The organism is Janthinobacterium sp. SUN026, assembly GCF_030397625.1.
Classification (GTDB): Bacteria; Pseudomonadota; Gammaproteobacteria; order Burkholderiales; family Burkholderiaceae_D; genus Janthinobacterium; species Janthinobacterium kumbetense.
This window is the reverse complement of record NZ_JAPQNU010000006.1, coordinates 92,200-116,004: the sequence shown is the minus strand read 5'-3', so window position 1 is coordinate 116,004 and position 23,805 is coordinate 92,200. Positions and strand designations below refer to the sequence as shown.

The 23,805-nt window shown below is 63.6% G+C and carries 19 protein-coding genes and 1 riboswitch; of the genes, 5 read left to right on the top strand and 14 right to left on the bottom strand.

The window, feature by feature from the left end:
- Positions 1-12: 12 nt before the first annotated feature.
- From thiE to OX459_RS23830, 9 genes are all read right to left on the bottom strand, one after another.
- The gene (thiE, locus tag OX459_RS23870; RefSeq protein WP_289906801.1) at positions 13-648 is read right to left on the bottom strand and encodes a thiamine phosphate synthase; all 636 of its coding nucleotides are present in this window, start codon (positions 646-648) and stop codon (positions 13-15) included.
- A 10-nt stretch (positions 649-658) separates the two neighbouring features.
- On the bottom strand, positions 659-1,423 hold the full coding sequence (locus tag OX459_RS23865; protein WP_289906800.1) for a hydroxymethylpyrimidine/phosphomethylpyrimidine kinase: 765 nt from the start codon (positions 1,421-1,423) through the stop codon (positions 659-661).
- Complete coding sequence (locus OX459_RS23860) at positions 1,423-2,217, bottom strand: thiazole synthase (protein WP_289906799.1); 795 nt, start codon at positions 2,215-2,217, stop codon at positions 1,423-1,425. Before OX459_RS23860 ends, OX459_RS23865 begins: the two co-directional genes overlap by 1 nt.
- A 25-nt stretch (positions 2,218-2,242) precedes the next feature.
- Entirely contained in the window at positions 2,243-2,455 is a 213-nt protein-coding gene (thiS, locus tag OX459_RS23855; protein ID WP_289900423.1) for a sulfur carrier protein ThiS, read from the bottom strand.
- A gap of 11 nt (positions 2,456-2,466) precedes the next feature.
- Positions 2,467-4,380: a phosphomethylpyrimidine synthase ThiC gene (gene thiC, locus OX459_RS23850; protein ID WP_289906798.1), complete on the bottom strand. Its 1,914-nt coding sequence runs from the start codon at positions 4,378-4,380 to the stop codon at positions 2,467-2,469.
- Between the two features lie 79 nt (positions 4,381-4,459).
- Positions 4,460-4,575, bottom strand: a riboswitch (TPP riboswitch).
- A gap of 107 nt (positions 4,576-4,682) precedes the next feature.
- On the bottom strand, positions 4,683-4,937 hold the full coding sequence (locus OX459_RS23845; protein WP_077399591.1) for a hypothetical protein: 255 nt from the start codon (positions 4,935-4,937) through the stop codon (positions 4,683-4,685).
- 38 nt (positions 4,938-4,975) lie between these two features.
- Positions 4,976-5,782 (bottom strand): response regulator, encoded by an 807-nt coding sequence (locus tag OX459_RS23840; protein ID WP_289906797.1) that lies wholly within the window; start codon positions 5,780-5,782, stop codon positions 4,976-4,978.
- A 28-nt stretch (positions 5,783-5,810) separates the two neighbouring features.
- Positions 5,811-7,715, bottom strand: a complete 1,905-nt coding sequence (locus OX459_RS23835) for an ATP-binding protein (RefSeq protein ID WP_289906796.1) — start codon at positions 7,713-7,715, stop codon at positions 5,811-5,813.
- Between the two features lie 49 nt (positions 7,716-7,764).
- On the bottom strand, positions 7,765-8,505 hold the full coding sequence (locus OX459_RS23830) for a Crp/Fnr family transcriptional regulator (RefSeq protein ID WP_289906795.1): 741 nt from the start codon (positions 8,503-8,505) through the stop codon (positions 7,765-7,767).
- Between the two features lie 237 nt (positions 8,506-8,742).
- Between OX459_RS23830 and OX459_RS23825 the strand changes: the two genes are divergently transcribed.
- The gene (locus OX459_RS23825) at positions 8,743-10,827 is read left to right on the top strand and encodes an EAL domain-containing protein (protein ID WP_289906794.1); all 2,085 of its coding nucleotides are present in this window, start codon (positions 8,743-8,745) and stop codon (positions 10,825-10,827) included.
- Here OX459_RS23825 and OX459_RS23820 read toward each other — a convergent pair.
- Positions 10,824-11,918 carry a porin gene (locus tag OX459_RS23820; protein WP_289906793.1) on the bottom strand — a complete coding sequence of 365 codons (1,095 nt, stop codon included), beginning with the start codon at positions 11,916-11,918 and terminating at the stop codon, positions 10,824-10,826. The two genes, OX459_RS23825 and OX459_RS23820, sit on opposite strands and share 4 nt — an antisense overlap.
- A gap of 556 nt (positions 11,919-12,474) precedes the next feature.
- Positions 12,475-14,715: an ankyrin repeat domain-containing protein gene (locus OX459_RS23815; protein WP_289906792.1), complete on the bottom strand. Its 2,241-nt coding sequence runs from the start codon at positions 14,713-14,715 to the stop codon at positions 12,475-12,477.
- Positions 14,716-14,999: 284 nt separating this feature from the next.
- Here OX459_RS23815 and OX459_RS23810 point away from each other — a divergent pair, with 284 nt between their 5' ends.
- From OX459_RS23810 to OX459_RS23795, 4 genes are all read left to right on the top strand, one after another.
- Positions 15,000-17,807, top strand: a complete 2,808-nt coding sequence (locus OX459_RS23810; protein WP_289906791.1) for a valine--tRNA ligase — start codon at positions 15,000-15,002, stop codon at positions 17,805-17,807.
- A gap of 114 nt (positions 17,808-17,921) precedes the next feature.
- Positions 17,922-18,389, top strand: a complete 468-nt coding sequence (locus tag OX459_RS23805) for a DUF2147 domain-containing protein (protein WP_289906790.1) — start codon at positions 17,922-17,924, stop codon at positions 18,387-18,389.
- 271 nt (positions 18,390-18,660) lie between these two features.
- The gene (locus tag OX459_RS23800; RefSeq protein WP_289906789.1) at positions 18,661-20,436 is read left to right on the top strand and encodes an ice-binding family protein; all 1,776 of its coding nucleotides are present in this window, start codon (positions 18,661-18,663) and stop codon (positions 20,434-20,436) included.
- 13 nt (positions 20,437-20,449) lie between these two features.
- Positions 20,450-21,592: an OmpA family protein gene (locus OX459_RS23795; RefSeq protein WP_289906788.1), complete on the top strand. Its 1,143-nt coding sequence runs from the start codon at positions 20,450-20,452 to the stop codon at positions 21,590-21,592.
- A gap of 55 nt (positions 21,593-21,647) precedes the next feature.
- On the opposite strand, the gene OX459_RS23790 is transcribed toward OX459_RS23795, so the two are convergent.
- From OX459_RS23790 to ruvA, 3 genes are read right to left on the bottom strand one after another with little or no spacing between them, the layout of a single operon-like run.
- The gene (locus OX459_RS23790; protein ID WP_099668247.1) at positions 21,648-22,106 is read right to left on the bottom strand and encodes a YaiI/YqxD family protein; all 459 of its coding nucleotides are present in this window, start codon (positions 22,104-22,106) and stop codon (positions 21,648-21,650) included.
- Between the two features lie 32 nt (positions 22,107-22,138).
- A complete protein-coding gene (gene ruvB / locus OX459_RS23785; RefSeq protein WP_034749202.1) occupies positions 22,139-23,194 on the bottom strand; it encodes a Holliday junction branch migration DNA helicase RuvB in 1,056 nt (351 codons plus the stop codon).
- Positions 23,195-23,200: 6 nt separating this feature from the next.
- On the bottom strand, positions 23,201-23,779 hold the full coding sequence (gene ruvA, locus OX459_RS23780; RefSeq protein WP_034784779.1) for a Holliday junction branch migration protein RuvA: 579 nt from the start codon (positions 23,777-23,779) through the stop codon (positions 23,201-23,203).
- Between the last annotated feature and the right edge of the window lie 26 nt (positions 23,780-23,805).

Here is a 23,805-nt window from a genome sequence, read left to right as displayed (position 1 = left end):
AAATCCGCCCCCTCACGCCTCCCCGGCCTGCGCAAACAGCAGATTGAATTGCTGCACTGCAATATCCACATCGTCCGCCTGAGATCCCTTGCCAAATACGCTGCTGATCGCCGCCACCATGTCGGCCCCGCGCGCCACCAGCGGCGCCGCGTTTTCCGGCGTCATGCCGCCGATCACCACGCAGGGCAAGGCGATTTCGCGTTTCGCCTGCAGCACGATATCCAGGGGCGTCGTCACCGGATACTTTTTCACCAGCGACGGATAAAAGCCGCCGAAGGCCACGTAGCTGGCGCCGCCCTCTGCTGCCGTGCGCGCCAGGGCCATGTCGCCATAGCAGGAGGCGCCGACGAGCTTGTCCTTGCCCAGGCGCGCGCGCACCTGCGCGACGGACGCGTCCGTGCCGCCCACGTGCACGCCGTCCGCGTCCAGCTCTTCGCACAGCTCGAGAAAATCGTTGACGATGAAAGGCACGCCATACTTGCGGGCCAGGGCCAGCAAGGCGCCCGCCTGTTCGCGCCGCTGCTCCGCGTCGGCACTCTTGTGGCGGTATTGCAGCAGGGCCACGCCGCCATGCAAAGCCTGCTCCGTGATATCGAGCAGGCGGTCGGTGTCATCCCAGTTCGGGGTGACCAGATACAGTCCACGCATGATGTTTTCCTTATTCAATGAATCGTTGCGGCATGAGTTGACCTGGCGCAATCGCATACGCGCCGGCCAGGGCCGCATGGCAATAGGCTTGCGCCCGGTCAAGCGCTTGCGCCAGCGGCTGGCCCAATGCCAGGCGGGCCGCGATGGCCGACGCCAACGTGCAGCCGCTGCCATGAAACTCTCCGGGCAGGCGCGGCCAGCGCCACTCGCGCGCGCGCCCGTCACCGTCCAGCCAGCGGTTGACGATCTCCTCACCGTCGCCGTGGCCGCCCGTCACCAGCACGTGTCCACAGCCTTGCGCGCGCAGGTTATCTGCGCCACCGAGGGCCAGCGCTTCCGGCCCGTTCGGTACGATGACGGTAGTCACGGGCAGCAAGGGCGCCAGCGCCAGCACGGCGTCGTCCCGGCTGAGCACGTCGCCATGGCCGCTGGCCAGCACGGGATCGAGCACGACAGGCAAGCTTGGGCGGGACAGCCGCAATTGGGCGATCAGTTGCGCGATGACGGCCGCATTCGCCGCGCTGCCGGGGATGCCGATTTTCACGGCATCGATGGCGACCTTGGCGATCAACGCCTGCGCCTGGCGGCGCAGCAATTCCGGCGCCACGGGCTCGACAGCAAACACGCGGTCGTTGTCCTGCACCGTCAGCGCCGTGATGACGGGCAAGGCATGCGCGCCCTGCGCCGCAATCGCTAGAATATCGGCGGCGATGCCGGCGCCGCCCGACGGGTCGGCACCGGCAAACACGAGCACGGTGGGACGCCGTCGCTCCATCACGCCAGCCGGCCCGCCATCGGCGACGAGGGCGAGGCGGCGAACTTGCGCGGCATGCGGCCCGCCAAAAACGCTTCGCGCCCGGCCCGCACGGCCAGCTTCATCGCATGCGCCATGCGCACGGGGTCGCGCGCGCCGGCAATCGCCGTATTCATCAGCACGCCATCGCAACCGAGTTCCATGGCGATGGCCGCGTCCGACGCCGTACCCACGCCCGCATCGACGAGCACGGGCACTTTCGCCTGGTCGATGATCAAGGACAAGTTCCACGGGTTCAAGATGCCCATGCCCGAACCGATCAGTGACGCCAGCGGCATGACGGCCACGCAGCCGATGTCTTCCAGAATCTTCGCCTGGATCGGATCGTCGCTGCAGTAGACCATCACGTCGAAGCCATCCTTGACCAGCGCTTCGGCCGCGACCAGGGTTTCCGGCATGTGCGGAAACAGCGTCTTTTCATCGCCCAGCACTTCCAGTTTCACCAGATTGCGCCCGCCCAGGAGTTCCCGCGCCAGTTGCAGCGTGTACACGGCATCCTTGGCGTTGTAGCAGCCGGCCGTGTTCGGCAAGATCGTGTACTGGTCGGGCGGCACGAAATCGAGCAGGCTGGGCGCGTTCGGATCTTGCCCGATATTCACCCTGCGGATCGCCACCGTGATGATCTGCGCCTCGGCCGCGTCCGTCGCTTCGCGCGTCTGCGGCAAATCCTTGTACTTGCCGCTGCCCACCAGCAGGCGCGACTGGTACTGTTTGCCTGCGATGGTCAGCAGGTCGTTGTTTGTTGCGGTATTCATGTGCGTTTCCTTGTCTATTCTCAACTTAACCGCCGCCGATGGCGCGTACGATTTCCACCTGGTCTTGAATTTCCAGGACCCTGTCCTGCCACGCCTTGCGCGGCACGACGCTGCGGTTGACGGCCAACGCCAGCGCCTGGTTTTCCAGCGACAGCGCGGCGATCAATTGGTCCAGGGTTTGCCCCGGCGGCACCTGGTGCGGCGCGCCGTTGAGCGTGATGTCGATCAATGCAGTCATCACGCCCTCCTTCAGACCTTGCGGTACAGCTCGGCGCCGTTCTTGATGAATTCGATGGCTTTCACCTCCATCCCCTGCTGCAGCGCCTTGTCTTCCGCGATGCCCATGCCGGCCGCGTATTCGCGCACTTCCTGCGTGATCTTCATCGAGCAGAAATGCGGGCCGCACATGGAGCAGAAATGCGCCACCTTGGCCGAATCCTTGGGCAAGGTTTCATCGTGGAATTCGCGCGCCTTGTCCGGGTCCAGGCCGATGTTGAACTGGTCGTCCCAGCGGAATTCGAAGCGGGCTTTCGACAGCGCGTTGTCGCGGATTTGCGCGCCCGGATGGCCTTTCGCCAGGTCGGCCGCGTGCGCCGCGATCTTGTACGTGATGATGCCGTCCTTGACGTCCGCCTTGTTCGGCAAGCCCAGGTGTTCCTTCGGCGTCACGTAGCACAGCATGGCCGTGCCATACCAGCCGATCATGGCCGCGCCGATGCCCGAGGTGATGTGGTCGTAGCCGGGCGCGATATCCGTCGTCAGCGGTCCCAAGGTGTAGAACGGCGCCTCGCCGCACTGTTCCAGCTGCAAGTCCATGTTTTCCTTGATCAATTGCATGGGCACGTGGCCCGGACCTTCGATCATCACTTGCACGTCGTGCTTCCAGGCAACTTGCGTCAGCTCGCCCAGGGTTTTCAGTTCGCCCAGCTGCGCTTCGTCGTTGGCGTCGTAGATGGAGCCGGGGCGCAAGCCGTCGCCCAGCGAGAACGACACGTCATACGCCTTCATGATTTCGCAAATCTCTTCGAAATGCGTGTACAGGAACGATTCCTGGTGGTGCGCCAGACACCATTTCGCCATGATGGAGCCGCCGCGCGAAACGATGCCCGTCAGGCGCTTGGCTGTCATCGGCACATAGCGCAGCAGCACGCCCGCGTGGATGGTGAAGTAATCGACGCCCTGCTCGGCCTGCTCAATCAGGGTGTCGCGGAAGATTTCCCAAGTCAGATCTTCCGCCTTGCCGTTGACCTTTTCCAGCGCCTGGTAGATGGGCACGGTGCCGATCGGCACGGGGCTGTTGCGCACGATCCATTCGCGCGTCTCGTGGATGTGCTTGCCGGTCGACAAGTCCATCACGTTATCGCCGCCCCAGCGGATGGCCCAGGTCATCTTTTCCACTTCCTCGCCGATGGAAGACGTCACGGCGGAATTGCCGATATTCGCATTGATTTTCACCAGGAAATTGCGGCCGATAATCATCGGTTCCACTTCCGGGTGATTGATGTTGGCGGGGATGATGGCGCGGCCGCGGGCGATTTCCTCGCGCACGAATTCCGGCGTGATTTCCGCCGGGATGCTGGCGCCGAAGGACTGGCCCGGATGCTGGCGGCCCATCAGGTCGGCCAGGCGCTCGCCCATGGGGCCGGAAGCCTTGAGCTCGCGCAAATACTCCTGGCGGCGCATGTTTTCGCGGATGGCGACGAATTCCATTTCCGGCGTGATGATGCCTTGGCGCGCGTAATGCATTTGCGTCACGTTCTTGCCGGCAATAGCACGGCGCGGCTTGCGGTGCAAATTGAAACGCAGCTCGGCCAGCTTCGGGTCCGCCAGGCGGGCGATGCCGTAGTCGGAGGTGGGGCCAGGCAATTCTTCCGTGTCGGCACGCTCCATGATCCATGGCAGGCGCGGCGTATCGAGGCCGGAGCGGATATCGATGTTCACATCCGGATCCGTGTACGGGCCGGATGTGTCGTAGACGTAGATCGGCGGATTCTTTTCGCCGCCGAACGACGCTTCCGTGTCGGACTGGCTGATCTCGCGCATGGGCACGCGGATGTCGGGGCGGCTGCCCTGCACGTAAATCTTGCGCGAATTGGGCAGCGGCGCGATGGCGGCTTCGTCGACCGTGGCGGTGGCGGAGAGGAATTTCGGGTTGGCGTTCATTTTGGCTCCTTGGCTAGACTATTTTTAAGCCTGGAGCCAGCTAAGGAGGTTCGGAATTGCGCACGCGGAAAAGCGGGGTGCAGTCATCCTAAAGCTTCCCTTCGCTGGCATTATCCAGATCAGGTTCGGAGGGTATTTCTCACCCGCGCTTGCACCGTGTTTCCACAGCGAAAGGCAGGACCCCTAGCGTTTGCCGCCTTGCGGCAGCGAGCCAATTATACGCGGTTCCGCCGCGTGGCCAGATGATTTCTTGCAGGTGTCGTCTTTGCGCATCTGCTGCATTGCAACAGACTGCAGCGCGCTTATTTCTTCTTGCCCCAGCGCCAGCTGGTCGGTTCGCCCTTCAGCTGGCAGATGAAAATGAGCACGGCTACGATGGCCACTTCATAGACGATGTAGCCGACCAGCATGGTTTGCGGAGGGAACAGGAAGGCGCCGCAGGCGAACAGCGCCAGCGCGGCCAGGAACACCAGCCAGCCTTGCCAGGTGATGGGCAAGCCCCAGCCCCAGCCATAGGTCTTGGCGGGGAACCAGTAGGAGGGAGATTTGTCGGTCATGATTTTTCCTGGTCTGTATCGATGGCGCCAAGTATAAATCAGGCACTGCGATGGCGCTCCGTGACATCGAGGCCGATGCCGCGGTAGCCGATGAAGCGGCTGCCCGTGTCGAACATCGGTTCGCCGCTCACCTGCAGGTATTGCGTGCTGCCGTCGAGGTTGGCGCGGCTGTAGATAAAGTCGAGAAACGGTTCCCTTGCGGCAATCTTGGCGTCGAGCGAGGCGCGTTCGGCCGCGTTCCAACGCTGCGGCTCTTCCTCGCTGCCGATGCCCAGCATTTCAGCCACGGGGCCGGAAAAGCGCGTCAAGTTGCCCTGCGCATCCTGTTCCCAGTACCAGTCGGACGACAGTTCCGTGAAGCGCTGGAAGCGCGCTTCGCTTTCGCGCAACTCCGCCGTGCGCACTTCCACCATCTGTTCCAGCGACTTGTTGTATTCGGCCAGCTTCTGGTACAGCAATCGCACTTCCAGCATGTTGTGGATGCGCGTCTTGACTTCCACCAGGTCGAAGGGCTTGCTGACGAAATCCTTGGCGCCCGCCTGCAGCGCGCGCAGCTTGTGGCCCGGCTGGGCCGTGATCACCAGCACGGGCAGATAGCTGCCCGCCTCGAGGTCGCGCAAGCCTTCCATGACTTCAAAACCATCCATTTCCGGCATCTGCAAGTCGAGCAGGATCAGGTCGTAGCGGTGCTGCTGGTGCAGCGCGCGCACGGCTTGCGGGTCCATGGTGGAGGTGATGCGCGTATAGCCGGCATTGCGCAGCACCTGTTCCAGCAGCATGACGTTGGCCTCCTGGTCATCGACGATGAGGATGCTGGCGTTCAGGATCTCGGTGGCTTGAAGCATGGCGGTATTCCTAAAAATAAATGCTGAATTAGCGTACTGCATGAGTGTCGTCGGCCAGGCCGTGCGCGGCCGCATGGTGCAGGGCCACGTCGAGCGCATCCATGAATTCGACGACCTTGATCGGCTTGGTCAGGTAGCGGAAGAAACCCGCTTCCAGGCCCTTCTCGATGTCGCGCGGCACGGCGTTGGCCGACAGGGCCATCACGGGAATATGTTTCGTGAGCGGATCGTCGTGCAGGATATGCAGAGCGCCATAGCCGCTGATGCCGGGCAGGTTGATATCCATCAAGATCACATCCGGCTGATACGTGCGCGCCAGGTCGATGCCCAGGTGCGCATCGATAGCCGTCAGCAGCTTCAAGTCGCTGCGGCGGGCGATCAATTGCTCCACCAGCGCCAGGTTGGCGGGATTGTCTTCCACGTACAGCAAGGTGCGCTGGCTTTCCTGCGCTTCCTGCGCCTGCGGCAGCGCGTCGCCGTCGCCCAGCATCAGTGCCGGCGCATTGCTGGCGGCCAGCTCGAACCAGAAGGTGGTGCCCACGCCGACGGTGCTGTCGACGCCGATGGTGCCGCCCATCAATTCAATCAGCTGCTTGGTGACGACGAGGCCGATGCCCGTGCCCTCTTCCGTGCTGTTTTCCTGTCCCAGGCGGTTGAAGGGCTGGAACAGCTGCGCCACCTGCCCCGCATCGAGGCCGGCGCCGCTGTCGCGCACGCTGACCCGTACCCTGGCGCCGCGCTGGCTGCAGTCGACGGTGACGGAACCGCCGCCCTGGTTGTATTTGATGGCGTTCGACAACAGGTTGATCATCACCTGTTTCACGCGCGTGCGGTCCGCATGCACGAAGTAGGCTTCGCCGCAGCGGGGGAAATGCAGGCTGATGCCGCGCTTTTCCGCCTGCGGCGCGATCATCGCCTGGCAATCCTGCAGCACGTCGAGCAGGGACATCGCTTCCTGCGACAACGTCACCTTGCCCGATTCGATCATGGCCAGGTCGAGGATTTCATTGATCAAGCGCAAGAGATACCAGCCTCCCTTGAGGATTTGTTCGATCGAGCGCTGCTGCGGCACGGTGGGCGGCGGCACGTCGGACGCCATCAGCTGCGCAAAGCCCAGTACGGCATTCAGGGGCGTGCGCAATTCGTGGCTCATGCTCGACAGGAATTCGGACTTGGCGCGGTTGGCCTTTTCCGCCACCAGGCGCGCCTTCTTCAACTCGGCATTGTTGGTTTCGACGAGCGAGCGCGTGTACGCCTGCTGTTCGCGCAGACGCTGATCCAGCAGCGCCTGTTCCGCCTCGACCTGCTTGCGTGCCGTATTGTCGGTGCCGATCAGCAAGTAGCCGATGACCTTGCTCTGCGCATCGCGCAAGGCCGTCACGGAAACGATGGCGGGGAAGCGGCTGCCATCGTTGCGGATGTAGGTCAGTTCATAGATGTCTTCGATGCCGCGCGTGGCCTTGAAGACGAGCGCTTCCACGCCGGGCGTGATGACGGTGTCGAGTTCGGCGCTGAGGGCGGCCGCGCGCGCGACAATTTCTTGCGCATCGGAAATGCCAGCCGGCGTCAGCTTGTCGACCACGTCGCTCGCCGCATAACCGAGCATGCGTTCGGCGCCCACATTGAAAATCTGGATCACGCCCTGCGCATCGGTGGCGATGCACGAGAAATTGGCGCTGTTGAAGATCGCATCCTGCAAGGCGCCCGCCTTGAGCAGCTGGCGCGGCAGACTGGCCGCCACCGTGCGCCGGTACAGCGCCACGAGCAGCATCAGCAGCAAGAAGACCAGCGCGTCGATGACGCAGGCCGTCTCGAACGGCGCGCGCCAGGCCAGCACGCCGACGGCCAGCAGCGCGACGGCGCTGAAGGAAAACGCCAGCGCCATGGGCCAGCGCGACGGTGCGCGCGGGGGAATGTTTTCGACAGATTGCATGAGGTAGCCCGGGCTATGACAACGATAAGAATACGAGGCAGTGCGGTCTTCAGGAAGCCTGGCGCTGGCGCACGTCCGACAACAGGCGCGCAAATTCCTTTTTGACCACGCCATAGCATTCGCACACATGGCCTTCGAGGCCGGCGCGGTCCAGCACGGAAATATGGCCGCGCCGGTAGCTGATGAAGCCGCGCTGCTGCAGGCGCCCGGCCGCTTCCGTCACGCCTTCGCGGCGCACGCCCAGCATGTTGGCAATCAACTCCTGCGTCATGGTCAGCTCGCGGTTCGGCAAGCGGTCCATGGTCAGCAGCAGCCAGCGGCACAGCTGCTGCTCCACCGTATGGTGGCGGTTGCACACGGCCGTCTGCGACATTTGCGTGATCAGCGCCTGCGTATAGCGCAGCAGCAGGCGCATGACGGGCCCCGCGCGGTCGAACTCTTCCATCAGCAAATGCGCCTTCAGCCGGTAGCCGACGCCGCCCGTCTGCACGACGGCGCGGCTCGGTGTCGAGTTGCCGCCCATAAATAGCGACACGCCCACGACGCCTTCATTGCCGACACCGGCAATTTCCGACGAACCGCCGTTTTCCAGCAGGTAATGAATGGAAACGATGGCCGTGGTGGGGAAATACACATGCTGCAGCTTGTCGCCCGAATCGTAGATCACGTCGCCGAGCAGCATCGACACTTGCTCCAGGTACGGGGCCAGGCGCGCGAAATCGGCGTCGAGCATGGCGGCAAGCAAATGGTTTTGATTCGGGTTGTGCAGCTGGGCATGCGGACTCGACATGGGCAGGTTTCCTGGTTTCCAGTCGTCAGCTAGGGGATCGATGAAAGGCGTCCGAACGAGGGCCGCCATGTGGTGCAGCGTAACACAGCGCTGGCACGGTGCCCCGACTATATTTCTTGCCGGCACGGCCGTCCGTTCGGTAGCGAACGGACGGTATTTCGCCGCCCGCCCTACAGTCAGTCACTGCCCGGCCTGCCTGATCATGGATCGGCACCGGCGCTGCCACGGGACGTCACCATGCAATCATTCTTCAAGCGCATCTCCATTTCCGTTTCCACTTCGGCCCTGCTCACCCTGGCGTTCGGACTGTGTCTGACGGCCCTGTGCTACGCCTCGGCGCGCCAGATCGAGTCGGAAAGCACCCGGCTGCTGCTGCAGTACCACGCCAGCGCGCATACCCTGGGCGCCGCCCTGCTGCCGGCCAAAGGCATGGGCCTGGACGCCAACCACCGCGGCTCGCTGTACGTGCTGCTGGGCGGTCTGCTGTCGAGCCTGCTGGCGGCCGCGTATGTGTATCAGCTGGTGTCGCGCAATTCCGTGATTGCCCGCATCACGGGCGAACGCACGGCGGCGCTGCAGTTTGCCAATTTGCGCCTGTCCGAAGACATCGCCGCGCGCATGCACAATGAAAAGTCGCTGCGGCTGCGCGAACGCATCATCGAAGTGTCGGCCAATGCCATCATCCTGTGCAGCGCCGACGCGCCCGGCTACCTGATCGAATACGTGAATCCCGCCTTCGAACGCATCACCGGCTATGCGGCCGGCGAAGTCATCGGCCAGCGTCTGGAAGACTTGCAAGGTCCCGAGCAAGGGCGGCAAGACATGCACGCCATTACGGCGGCCCTGCGCGAACAGCGCGAAGGCAAGGCCATCGTGCGCAATTTCCGCAAGGATGGCAGCTGCTACTGGAGCGAGCTGTTCGTCGCTCCCGTGCGCGACGATGGCGATGGCCCCGTCAGCCACTTTGTCGTAGCGCAATACGACATCAGCACCGTCATGCGTTTCGAACAGGAACTGGAATTTCAGGCCAGGCACGATATCCTGACGGGCCTGGCCAACCGGGCCCTGCTGCGCGAAAGGCTGGAGCAGGCGATGGCCGTGACGCGGCGCAGCGGCCTGCCCCTGTGGGTGGTTTTCATCGACCTCGACCGCTTTAAATTCGTCAACGATACCCTGGGCCACGATGCGGGCGACCTGGTGCTGAAAAGCGTGGCCGAGCGCCTGCGCGACGCGACGCGCGAAGTCGACACCGTGGCGCGCCTGGGCGGCGACGAATTCGTGCTGCTGTTGCCCCAGCATGGCAATGGCGAACCGGGCGTGGCCATCCTGCAGCGCATCCAGGACGCCGTGACGCAACCGCTGCAACTGGGCGAATATGAATTTTTCCTCAGCTGCTGCATGGGCGTGGCCGTGTATCCCGACGATGGCGACGATGCCGACACGCTGATCAAGCACGCCGACATCGCCATGTACCGCGCGAAGGAACAGGGACGGGGCCACTGGCAATTCTATGCCGCGAGCATGAATACGGGCACCCTGGAACGGCTGGGACTGGAGAGCGAGTTGCGCCACGCCCTGGAGCGGGGGCAATTCCACCTCGAATACCAGCCCCAACTGGATCTGGCCAGCGGCACGGTGGTGGGCATGGAAGCGCTGCTGCGCTGGACCCACCCGCAGCTGGGGCGGATTCCGCCGGCCAGCTTCATCGGCCTGGCCGAGGAAATGGGCTTGATCACGCCCATCGGCGACTGGGTGCTGCGCACGGCATGCGCCCAGGCGCGCGCCTGGCAGCTGGCCGGCCATGGCCCGCTGCGCCTGGCCGTCAACCTGTCGGCGAGGCAATTCAAGCAAAAGAACCTGCTGCACGCGGTGGCGCAGGCGCTGGCGGACACGGGACTCGCCGCGGCCCATCTGGAACTGGAATTGACGGAAAGCATGGTCATGCATGACGTGGATCAAGCCACGGTCATCATGGCCAAGCTGAAGGGACTGGGCGTGCAACTGTCCATCGATGACTTCGGCACCGGCTACTCCAGCCTGGCCTACCTGCGCCACTTCCCCATCGACGTATTGAAAATCGACAAAACCTTCGTCAGCGACATCACGCACAGTGACGATGACGCGGCCATCGTGCGCGCCATCATTTCGCTGGCGCACAGCCTGCGCCTGAAAGTGATTGCCGAAGGCGTGGAAACGGCGCAGCAGCTGGACTTCCTGCGCCAGCACGGCTGCGACCAGATGCAGGGCTATTTGTTCAGCCGCCCCCTGGCCGCCGCCGCTTTCGAGACATTGCTGCTCGAAGGCAACATGCTGCCCGCTTAAAAAGAGTGGCGCAAGCCGATGTTGAAGGCGCGGTTGCCGCTGCCCACTTCGGTTGCATTGCCCACCATGTAGGCGGCGTCGTTGCGGTTGCGGATATGCGCGTAGGCAACATACACCTTGCTGCGTTTGGACAAGGCATACGTGGCGCCGATGGCCAGCTGCTGCGCGTCGCGGTTGGCCGCATCGCGGTCATCCTTGCGCACATACGAGGCCAGCAGGGTCGTCGCGCCCAGCGGCACGGAGACGCCAACGATGGCGTCGCGGCTGTCGGTGGACTGGGCCGGCGCCTGCGCTGCGCCGTACGGATTTTCCGCAAAGAACATGCTGCTGCCATCGCCCGTGTTGCGGCCATAGCCGGCAAACGCCGTGGCCACGCCAAAGTTGTAATTACCGGCCAGAATGGTGTTATTCACGTCGGCCTTGCCCGGCTCGCCGGCACGGCTCTGGCGCGCCAGGCGCAAGGTCAGGGGGCCGTTGACATAACCCAATGCCAGGCCCAGCGAACGTTGATCTGCCGCAATCCCCGTGTGCTCGCCGGCACCATACATGACGGTGCCCGTCACGCCGCGCCATTCCGGCGAGGTGTAGCGCACGGTATTGTCAATGCGCGTGGCCGAATAGCCGGCCAGGTTGGTCGCCGCGCCGGCCAGGCCGCCCTCGAACGGATCGGCCACGTCGGTCAGCGCCTGGCTTTGCAGGTTGTACTGGCGGCCCACGGTCAGCATGCCCAGCGAGCTGTCGATGCCGACAAAGGCCTGGCGGCCGAACAATTGCCCCGCCTGGTCGGAGCGGCCCGTGTCGCTCAGGACGCCCGCTTCCAGCGTGAACACGGCGTGCAAGCCATTGCCCAGGGATTCCGTGCCGCGCAAGCCCAGGCGCGAGCCGGCCGATACGCCGCTGGTGAGCTTGCTGACGCCGCCTTCCTGCACCAGGCCCGCATCCATCAAGCCATAGATGGTGACTGACGACGGGGTGACTGACGACGGGGTGACTGACGACGGGCCGGCGGACGACTGGGCGTGGGCGGCAGGCAAGGCGCCCAGGGTGGCGATGGTCGAAACGAGGCCGACACTGATCGAGAGTTTTTTCATGCTGGTTTCCTTTAAAGGCAAAACCGGGAAAGCGCGCGGCCATGGCGCGGCCACAGGCGTCAAGGCGCGCCGTAGTTACATGCCGTATCGAAAGACGACGGGCCAGATAACAACATTCCTGGCTAAGCTGTGGCGGCGCGGCCGATAAAGACGATGGCGCGCGGTATTCCGCCGTGAATGGTGCACCGCTGGCGGTGCGCGTGGCTCAGGCGCCCGGCCCGAAGGGGACGCGCTGAAGGTGGCTGGCATCGCGGATGCGCTGGCCTTGAGACGCGGGCGCGTGTTGGATATGAAACGTTGATACAACCGCGTCTGCAGGCGCCGTCCGCAAGGATGAGGCAGGAGGCGCCGAGGCCGGCATTATAGCATCGGCAGCGCCTTGATCCCCGTTCTGTTGCAGTAAAACGACTCGCCAGGCCGCCAAAACACAGCGATGTCGCCGCGCAAGGCGGCGCATGCCGGCCAGGCTAACGGCTATTGCGGCGGCAGGCTGGCGGCCTTGTCTTTGCCTTGCCTTGCCTTGCCTTGCCTTGCGTAGCGGTGCGGCTGCCGGATGCTAGCGCGCCGCGGCAGCCGCCCGCAACGCGGCCAGCACGGCTTTGTTTTCCGACGTCGACGCCCGTTGCTGCGCCATCTTCAACACGGAAATCCCCCCGGCTTGCGGATCGGCACCCAGGCCCAGCAGCAGCTTGACCATCGCCGCGTCGCCATTTTCGACGGCCGCCAGCAAGGGCGGAAGATAGCCGTCGCTGACGACGGGCGCGCCCATCGCGGCCAGGCGGGTGACCCAGTCTGGCCGCTGGCTGCGCACGGCATGCCACAGCAGCGTCTCCTTTTCCAGGCGCCGCGAATCGAGCGCCGCCCCCTGTCCCTTGTAAGACTCTTCGGCGGCGGGGCCGACTTGCTGCCATGGCATGCCGGGCACCACCAGTTGGCGCAGCACGTCTTCGGACGCCGGTTGATGGTTGTACATGGCGCGCATCGCGGCGTCGAGCCAGCGGTCCTTGCCCTTCGCGTCATGCCGGGGCACGCGCTGCTTGAGCCAATCGAGCACGCCGGCGTTGCCCGCTTCGGCGGCAAAGGCGTACAGCGACTTGTCCTGCTCATCAATATTCGGCGTGGTGCCGGTGGCCAGCATTTTGTCGAGCACTTCAGTGCCGCGCGTCAGGCGCAGCAAGCGCCCCCATGTCAACGAATCGGCCAGCGGCCGTTCGGCTGGCTGCGCAGCCCCGCCTTTCTTGGCTTTTTTCTCTGCCAGATACTGATCTACCAGTAAATATGGCCGGCCCGCGCCTGCGTCGAGCAAGGCGATCATGCTGGCCGTCCGTTCATTTGCATCGATCAATTCCGGCAAGATGCCCGCATCCTCCTGCTGCAAGGCGTATTCCAGCGGCGCCATCGTTTGGTTTTCGCCGCCGTATTGCCGCGCATCGGCGCCATGGGCCAGCAACAGGCGCACCATCGCGGCATTGCCATACAGGGCAGCCAGATGCAGGGGCGCGGCGTGGTACAGCGTATCGCCTTCGCCGAGCGGCACGCCGCGTTGCAACAGCAGCGTCATCATGCGCAGCTTGGTGGGCAACAGCGCGGCGTGCCGCTCACGCAGCGCCTGGCGGCGGGCCGGCTCCGACGCTTGCGCCAGTCGCTCCTGATCGTCGTCCCGCCACGTTTGCGCCTTCAGCCATGCCGCTTCGGCTTTGAACATGCCGGATGGGGGCAAGATCAAATAGTTCAGCAAGGGAAGCCTGTCGATCGCATAGTTGCCCGGCTCGGCGACACCGGCAAGCAGCTTGCCGAAGGCCGCTTCATCGCCCTCTCTGGCAGCCTTGAACAGCGCCGTCACCTCTGGCGTCGGCGGCAGCTTGTTGCGTGCCTCGTGCACATAATTGATCAGGCGTTCCATGCCGTGCACGGAGACCTGCGGCAATGGCATGCCCACCTTCCATGCCCGCGCCAGCTGATCCGCCTCGGCGTGTTGCGCCGCATTCAATTTCTTTGCCCAGCGGGCCACGACGTCGCCGGCCTCCGCAGCGCCGCCCGCCGCCGCCAACTGGCTCAGCATGGAAGCGAGCACATAGTCCTGCGGCACGCCCGCCTCCTCTCCATACAGAACAGCCAGCTGCAACTGGGCCTTGGCACTGCCGCTTTCGGCGGCCTTGCGCAGCCAGCGGGCGGCCTGCGGTTCATCCAGGCCGCCCGTGCCTTTCCAGCACAGCAAGCCCAACTGGTAGGCGGCTTCCATGTCGCCGCCCTCGGCAGCGCGGCGGTACCAGTCCTGCGGCGAACGCTGTCCCGTCAGCGACGTCGCCGGTAAGGGCGCGCCCCGTTTCCAGTCGGCAGCCAGGCGCACGGCTTCATCGACCTGGTCCGGCGACATCCTGTCACGCTGCGCCGGCAGGGACTTCTCCATCGCGGCCGCGCCGCTCCACTCCTTGTCTTGCTGCGCCAGCAGGTTGAGCGCGTACGACAGCACCCGGTCGACCGGCCCTCCTTCACCCCGTTCATGCATTTGCGCCAGTTCCTGCAGCGGCTTGCCGTCACCCTGCGCGGCCATGACGCCCAGCCAGGGCCGCGCGCGCGCGGGATTGCGCATGCGGCCCGGCGCGTATGCATACATGAAAACCAGCGCCTTCTGCGCGGCGCGATCACCCCCCTTGGCCGCCAGCAGATACCAGCGCTCGGCTTCGGCCTCGCTGCGCGCCACGTCCCGGCATCCTTGCTCGCCCAGGTAGATATCGGCGAGGACTTTTTGCGCCTCGACATCGCCACCTTGCGCCGGTCCGCTCAATTGCCTCACGGCCTCGCTGCAGCGCCCGGCCTGGAAAGCCGCCATCCCCTCCGGAACGCCGGCGCATGCGCCACCGGCAGCCAATCCGACGCCGAGCACGGCCAATTGCCACATTTTTTTCATGATAGTCTGGGCTTTCAAGTAATGTTGCAAATATGATAGCTTAGAAAAAATACAATGAAGCAATATTGCTCAATCGTGCGCGGCTTTTCGGCGCATCCAGGGCCGCTATTTGCTGCGCATGCTTTATGCACCCCTTATAATGGTTCCTTTTGCCAATCACACGCCAAATCATGGAATTAGCCAAGTCTTTCGAGCCCGCCGACATTGAACAATTCTGGCGCACCGAGTGGGAACAGCGCGGTTACTTCACCGCCACCCTCGATGCCGGAAAACCTTCCTTCAGCATCCAGTTGCCGCCGCCGAACGTCACCGGCACCCTGCACATGGGCCATGCGTTCAACCAGACCATCATGGATGGCCTGACCCGCTACCACCGCATGCTGGGCCACAACACGGCCTGGATTCCCGGCACCGACCACGCGGGCATCGCCACGCAAATCGTCGTGCAACGCCAGCTGGACGCGCAAAAGATTTCGCGCCATGACCTGGGCCGCGAGAAATTCGTGGAAAAAGTGTGGGAATGGAAAGAAAAATCCGGTTCCATCATCACCGGCCAGATGCGCCGCCTGGGCGCCTCGGCCGACTGGCAGCGCGAATACTTCACGATGGATGAACCGCGCTCGAAAGTCGTCACCGACGTCTTCGTGCGCCTGTTCGAACAAGGCTTGATCTACCGCGGCAAGCGCCTCGTCAACTGGGATCCCGTGCTGGGCACGGCTGTGTCGGACCTGGAAGTGGTGTCCGAGGAAGAAGACGGTTCCATGTGGTACATCAAATACCCGCTGGCCGACGGCAGCGGCTTCCTGACGGTGGCCACCACCCGTCCTGAAACCATGCTGGGCGACGTGGCCGTGGCCGTCGATCCGACGGACGAGCGCTACACGGCGCTGGTGGGCAAGATGCTGAAACTGCCGCTGACGGACCGCGAAATCCCCATCATCGCCGACGAATACGTCGACAAGGAATTCGGCACGGGCTGCGTGAAGATTACGCCTGCGCACGACATGAACGATTACGCCGTGGGCCAACGCCACAAGCTGGCGCAAATCGTCATCCTGACCCTGGATGCGAAGATCACGGACGATGCGCCGGCAGCGTACCGCGGCATGGACCGCTTCGCCGCGCGCAAGCAGATCGTCGCCGACCTGGACGCGCAAGGCTTGCTCGAGCAAGTCAAGCCCCACAAACTGATGGTGCCGCGCGGCGACCGCACGGGCGTCGTCATCGAGCCGATGCTGACGGACCAGTGGTTTGTCGCCATGAGCAAACCGGCCCCGGAAGGCACTTTCTTCCCAGGCAAGTCGATCGCGGAAACGGCGCTGGACAAGGTCGCCAACGGCGAAATCAAGTTCGTGCCGGAAAACTGGAGCACCACCTACAACCAGTGGCTCAACAACATCCAGGACTGGTGCATCTCGCGCCAACTGTGGTGGGGCCATCAAATCCCGGCGTGGTACGACGACAAGGGCAATATCTTTGTTGCGAAAACGCAAGCCGAAGCGGAAGCCAAGGCGCTGGCCGCCGGCAGCACGGGCCCGCTGAAACGCGACGACGACGTGCTCGACACGTGGTTCTCGTCGGCGCTGGTGCCGTTCTCGACCATGGGTTGGCCTGAAGAAACCCCGGACATGAAGGCCTTCCTGCCGTCGTCCGTGCTGGTGACGGGTTTCGACATCATCTTCTTCTGGGTTGCGCGCATGGTCATGATGACGGCGCACTTCACGGGCAAGGTGCCGTTTGAAACCGTCTACGTGCACGGCCTCGTGCGCGATTCGACGGGGCAGAAGATGTCCAAGTCGAAGGGCAACACCCTGGACCCGATCGACTTGATCGACGGCATCGACCTGGAAGGTTTGATCGTCAAGCGCACCACGGGTCTGATGAACCCGCGCGACGCGGAAAAGATCACCAAGGCCACGCGCAAGGAATTCCCGGAAGGCATTTCGGCCTACGGCACGGACGCCGTGCGCTTCACCATGGCCAGCTACGCATCGCTGGGCCGCAACATCAATTTCGACCTGGGCCGCTGCGAAGGCTACCGCAACTTCTGCAACAAGATGTGGAACGCCACCCGTTTCGTCATGATGAATACGGAAGGCAAGGATTGCACGGCGAACGACGTTGATCTGTCGCAAGCGGACAAGTGGATTATTTCCCTGCTGCAAAAGGCCGAACTGGACGTGGCCAAGGGCTTCGAAGACTTCCGTTTCGACAATATCGCCGCATCGATCTACAAATTCGTGTGGGACGAGTATTGCGACTGGTACCTGGAAGTCGCCAAGGTGCAAGTACAGCAAGGTACGGAAGGCCAGCAGCGCGCCACCCGCCACACCCTGCTGCGCGTGCTGGAAGTGGTGCTGCGCCTGGCCCATCCGATCATCCCCTTCGTCACGGAAGCCCTGTGGCAGACAGTGGCGCCACTGGCCGGCAAGACGCTCAAGCCGGAGGGCGATTCGATCATGATGCAGCCGTATCCTATCGCCAACACCGACAAGATCGATGAATCGGCCGAAGCGTGGATGCTGCAGCTGAAAGCCTTGACGGACGCGACGCGCAACCTGCGCGGCGAAATGCAAATCTCGCCATCCGTACGCGTGCCGCTGATCGTCGAGGCAGGCAATGCCAACGAGAAAGAAGCGCTGGCGTCGTACGCACCGTACATCCAGTCGCTGGGCAAGCTGGCCGAAGTGCAGATCGTCGATGCGTTGCCGGACTCGCCAGCGGCCGTCGCCATCGTCGGCACCACCAAGCTGATGCTGAAAGTGGAAATCGACGTGGCCGCCGAACGCGAGCGCCTGGGCAAGGAAATCGCCCGCATCGAAGCGGAAATTGCCAAGGTCAACAGCAAGTTGGGCAATGAAAGTTTCGTCGCGCGCGCCCCGGCCGCCATCGTTGCGCAAGAAAACGAGCGTTTGCTCAGTTTTTCGGCGACAATTGAAAAACTGCGCGAACAGTTTGCTAAACTAGCCAGCGCATAAGGCAAGTTTGGAAAGATTGCGCGGCGTCATCCGTGACGCCGCGCAGGATGGCTGGTCTTGCCTTGGTATATACACTGTTCGTGACCCGATCAAAAAAACCATTGGAGACTAGCAATGCATAAAATTTTCAAAGCAAGCGTCACAGCAAGCATCATGATGGCCGCCCTGCCCATCGCCGGCAGCGCCGCCGCGCGCGATGGCAACTACACCCCCGTCGGCACGTGGAAAACCATCGACGACGCCAGCGGCAAGCCGAAATCCCTCGTCGTCATCACGGAAAGCAATGGCGTCTTGCAAGGCAAGATCGAAAAGCTGTTCCGCGGCCCGAACGAAGAGCAAAATCCCAAGTGCGACAAGTGCACGGGCGCCAACAAGGACCAGCCCATCATCGGCCTGGTGATCCTGTCCGGCCTGAAATATGACGGCAAGGAATGGACGGGCGGCGAAATCATGGACCCGGCCAGCGGCAAGGTCTACAAGAGCAAGGCCGAGCTGATCGAAGGCGGCACCAAGCTGCAAGTGCGCGGCTATGTCGGCGTGCCGATGTTTGGCCGCTCGCAAACGTGGGTGCGCGAAGAGTAAGCAACCGCCCTGCCCTGATGAAGCCGGCCCTGCGCCGGCTTTTTTGCGTCCCCCTGCGGCAAACCTGTTGTTTTCCAGGCCAAATTCCTCGCATTCCCGCGTATTTCCACGTGCGGGCAAGCTATGCGCGCCACCGAACATACTTGAAGTTTCCTAAATGAAATAGTGCATGCCTGTGACGCCATCGCCCTGTAGCGAAAGGCGGCATGGCTCTGCCGGATGACCCCATCCGCGGATGCCCGGCAATGACTGCCATGCACAAAGGAACTATATGAATCTCTTCAAGCGATATCTGACCCCGCTGCTCGTCTCGGCAGGTTTATTGGCCATGACCGCCCTCGCCGGCTGCGGCGGCGGCGACCAGGGGCGCGATCCCATCCTCGGCTTGCCGGGCGCCACCCTGTCCAGCCTGGCAGTCACGCCCGCCACGGCCACCGTCGCCATCGGCGCGGGCCAGCAATTCACGGCCATCGCCACGTACAGCGACGGCTCCGCGCAAGACGTCAGCGCCAAGTCGGCCTGGACGTCGGCCACGCCGGCCAATGCCACCGTCAATGCCAGCAGCGGCGTTGCCGCTGGCGTGGCTGCCGGCAGCAGCAGCATCAGCGCTGCGTTCGGCGGCAAGAGCGCGGCGGCCCAGCTAACCGTCTCGCCGGCCACCTTGACGGCCATCGCCATCACGCCGCTCGCGCCATCGATCGCCATCAGCGCAACGCAGCAATTCACGGTGAGCGGCAGCTTCAGCGACGGCGCCACGCGCGACGTCACGGCCGTCTCGGCCTTTGCCTCGGCCAGTCCCGCCACGGCCAGCATCGCCACTGGCGGCCTGGCCCTGGGCAAAGTTGCCGGCACGACGCAGATCACGGCCACCACGGGCACGCTCACGGCCAGCACCGTGCTGACCGTCACGCCAGCGACCTTGCTGGCTATTGCCGTCACGCCGCAAAACCCCATCATTCCCGTCGCCGCGACGCGCCAGCTGGCCGTCCTCGCCATGTATTCGGATGGCAGCACCGCCGACGTCACGGCCGGCAGCAGCTTCGTTGCCGTCACGCCCGCTTTCGCCAGCGTCGCCAGCAATGGCCTCGTCACCGGCGTTGCCTTTGGTAGCAGCGTCATGAATGCCAGCTTCAACGGCAAGACGGCCAGCACCACCGTCACCGTCCCTGCCACCACCATCGTCAGCATCGCCGTCACGCCGGCCACCGCCAGCATCGCTATCGGCGCCACGCAGCAATTCGTTGCCACGGCAACGTATTCGGACAGCTCGAACGCCATCATCACCAATAGCGCCGTCTGGACGTCGGCTACGGTCGCCAATGCCACGGTATTGAACACGGGCGTCGCCACGGGCATCGCCGTCGGCACCAGCAACATCACGGCCACGGCCGGCGGCCAGTCGGGCAGCGCGCTGCTGACCGTCACCGCCGTCGCCATCCCGCCCATCCTGAACCCGATCATCCTGGGCCGCGCGGCGCCATTCGGCGTGCTGGCCGGTACCTCGATCACGAACAATTCGGGCGGCACCACCCTGATCACGGGCGACGTCGGTGCGCCGTCGCAAACGGTCGACCCGACCCAGGCGGCCGGTTTTACCAACTACAAGTCGGGCGCCATCCTGGCCGGCGCCATGACGGATTTGCAAGCGGCGATCACGGACGGCAACAGCCGCACTTGCGACGTCAGCTTTGCCGGCGGCATCGACCTGGGCGGCCAGACCTTCGGCCCCGGCGTGTATTGCTACGCGGGCGCCATCAGCATTACGGGTACCTTGACCCTGAACGGTCCCGGCGTGTACATCTTCCGCACGGCGCTGACCTTGAATTCGACCGTCAACTCGGTGGTCGCCCTGAACAATGGCGCCACGGCCGACAACGTCAGCTGGCTGCCCGTCGGCCCCACCACCCTGGCCGCTAACAGCGTCTTCAAAGGCAATATCCTGGGCCAGTCGGCCGCCATCACGGTGGGCGACAACACGACCCTGCTCAACGGCCGCGTGCTGACGGCTGCCGCCGTTACCCTGCGCAACAACCAGATCACCAAATAACCGGGACATGACCATGACTATCGCACACACACTGGGCGCCCTGAGCGTGATGGCCGGCGCCTTGCTGGCGGCCCACTCGGCGCAGGCGCAGGACAACACTTTCATCAACCCGGACTGGGCCAACAGCGCCTGGTACCTCGGCGCGGGCGCGGGCCAGTCGCGCGCCACCATCGACGAACCGCGTCTGCGCGCCAGCCTGGCCGCGAATGGCGAAACCGTCACCGGTTTTGCCAAGGACGAGCGCGACACGGGCTATAAATTGTTTGTCGGCCGGCAACTGAACCAGTATGTCGCCGTGGAAGCGGGCTACTTTGACCTGGGCAAGTTCGATTTCCAGTCGACTACCAGCGGCAACGGCGTGCTGAACGGACAAGCGGGCTTTCGCGGCGTGAACCTGGACTTGCTGGGCCAGTTGCCGCTGTCGCAGCGCCTGTCCCTGCTGGGCCGGGTCGGCATGCACTACACCAAGACGAATACGGAGTTCAGCGGCAACCGCCTGCTGGGTTCGGCCAACACGCATGCCAGCGAGCGCAAACTCAACGCCAAGCTGGGCCTGGGCCTGGAATACAAGTTCAGCGAAGCGCTGGCCCTGCGCGGCGAAGTCGAGCGCTATCGCTTGAACGACGCCGTGGGCAACCGCGGCGATGCGGACCTGTATTCCGTCAGCCTCGTGTATAAACTGGGCCGCCCGGCCAGCGCCACGCCCGCCTACCAGCCGGCGCCGCAAGTGGCATTGCCGCCCATCAGCGAAACCATACCGGCCCCCGTGGCCGAGGTAAAGCCGGCACCCGTCTCGGAAAAAGTATCATTTGCCGCGGAAGCGCTGTTTGATTTCGATCAATCGACGCTCAAGCCGCAAGGCAAGGCGGCGCTGGACCAGTTGCTGGGCCAGTTGAATGGCATGGACCTGGAAGTCATCGTCACGGTGGGCCATACGGATGCCGTCGGTCCGGACGCCTACAACCAGAAACTGTCGCAGCGCCGCGCCGAAGCCGTCAAGGCTTACCTGGTGGCGCAAGGCGTGGAAACGAACCGCGTCTACACGGAAGGCAAGGGAGAAACGCAGCCCGTGGCCGACAACACGAGCGCCGCCGGGCGCGCCAAGAACCGCCGCGTGACGGTGGAAGTGGTGGGCACGCGAAAAGTTTCACGCTAAGTTTCACGCACATGTAAAAAAACCGGCTTGCGCCGGTTTTTTTTCGCCTGCCGCTTTACGCCGGCTTGCGGTGATGCTTGCTCAAATGCCGGTCCAGGCTGTTGGCGAACTGTTGCCGGTCCGACTGGCTGAAGGCGGCCGGGCCGCCCGTGTCGACGCCGCCGCTGCGCAATTCTTCCATGAAGGCGCGCATCGTCAGTTGCTGGGCGATATTGTCCTTCGTGTAAAACTCGCCACGGGGGTTCAGCGCAAAACCGCCCTTCGTCAGCACGTCGGCGGCCAGCGGGATGTCGCCCGTGATGACGAGGTCGCCGGGATTCAACAGCCGCACGATTTCCTGGTCCGCCACGTCGGCGCCGGACGGCACTTGCACGGTGCGGATGAAACGCGAAGGCGGCACGCGCAAGCCCTGGTTGGCCACCAGGGTGAGCGGCAACTCCAGGCGGTCGGCGACTCTGTACAAAATTTCCTTGATGACGACGGGACAGGCGTCGGCGTCGATCCAGATCTGCATGCCCGGCGCGGTCTGCTGGCTGCCGTCCGCCATCACAGTTCCCACGCTTCGCCGCCGGGACCCATGCGCGGCGCGCTGACGCCGAAGTGCAGGTAGGCGGCCGGCGTGGCGACACGGCCACGGGGCGTGCGCTGCAGGAAACCTTGCTGTATCAGATACGGTTCCAGCACATCTTCGATGGTATCGGCCGCTTCGCCGATGGCTGCCGCCAGATTCCCAATACCAACGGGGCCGCCGCCGAACTTGAACAGCACGGCTTCGAGCAGCTTGCGGTCCATCACGTCGAAACCGGCGGAATCGACGTCGAGCATGGCCAGTGCGCGGTCGGCCACCACTTTGGTGATCTCGCCATTGCTTTTGACTTCCGCGAAATCGCGCACACGGCGCAGCAGGCGGTTGGCGATGCGGGGCGTGCCGCGCGCGCGCTGGGCGATTTCGTGCGCACCTTCCGGATCGATGGGCGCCTTCAGCAAGGCGGCGCTGCGCGTGACGATCTTCGTCAATTCGCCCGTGTTGTAGAACTCCAGCCGGGCGACGATGCCGAAGCGGTCGCGCAGCGGATTGGTCAGCATGCCGGCGCGCGTGGTGGCGCCCACTAATGTAAACGGCTGCAGATCGAGTTTCACGGAACGGGCGGCCGGGCCTTCGCCGATCATGATATCGATTTGATAATCCTCAAGTGCCGGATACAAAATCTCTTCCACGACAGGCGACAGGCGGTGGATTTCATCGATGAACAGGACGTCGTTCGCTTCCAGGTTCGTCAGGATCGCCGCCAGGTCGCCCGGACGCTCCAGCACGGGGCCGGAGGTCTGGCGCAAATTGACGCCCATTTCGCGCGCGATGATGTGCGCCAGGGTCGTCTTGCCCAAGCCAGGCGGGCCGAACAACAAAGTGTGGTCGAGCGCTTCCTTGCGCTGGCGTGCGGCCGTGATAAAAATTTCCAGCTGGTCGCGGATCTTTTCCTGCCCTACGTATTCATCGAGTTGCTTCGGGCGCAAGGCCCGTTCGATGGCCTCTTCGTTGTGCGAAATGGGCGCCGCATCGATGATGCGCTGTTCCGTGAAGCTGTCGGTCTGGATGCTCATGCCCTATCAGCCTTTCGACAGCGCTTTCAGCGCCAGTTTGATGCCATCGGACACACCGCTGCCTGCCGGCACGTTTTTCACGGCCGCCAGCGCTTCCTTGTCCGAATAGCCGAGCGCCACCAGCGCGTTGAGGATATCCGACTGCGCATCGGGCGCCGCGTGCGCGCCCAGCGGACCGAGATCCGCACCGATCTTGCCCTTCAATTCCAGCAATAAACGTTCGGCCGTCTTCTTGCCGATGCCCGGCACTTTCACGAGGCGGCCGGAATCCTGCAGGGTAATGGCTTGGGCCAGGTCGGCAATCGTCATGCCGGACAAAATCGACAGGGCCATGCGCGCGCCCACGCCCGTGATCTTGATCAACTGGCGGAATACGGCCCGCTCGGCCGCATTGCCGAAACCAAACAGCAAATGCGCATCTTCGCGGATGGCCTGGTGCGTGAACAGCACGACTTTTTCGCCCACGTGGGGCAAGTTGTAAAAAGTGCTCATCGGCACGTCGACTTCATAGCCGACGCCCTGGCAATCGACCAGCAATTGTGGCGGATTCTTTTCAAGCAAAATACCGGAGAGACGGCCTATCATCGCGTGTTCCTAATGTTGTGTATATA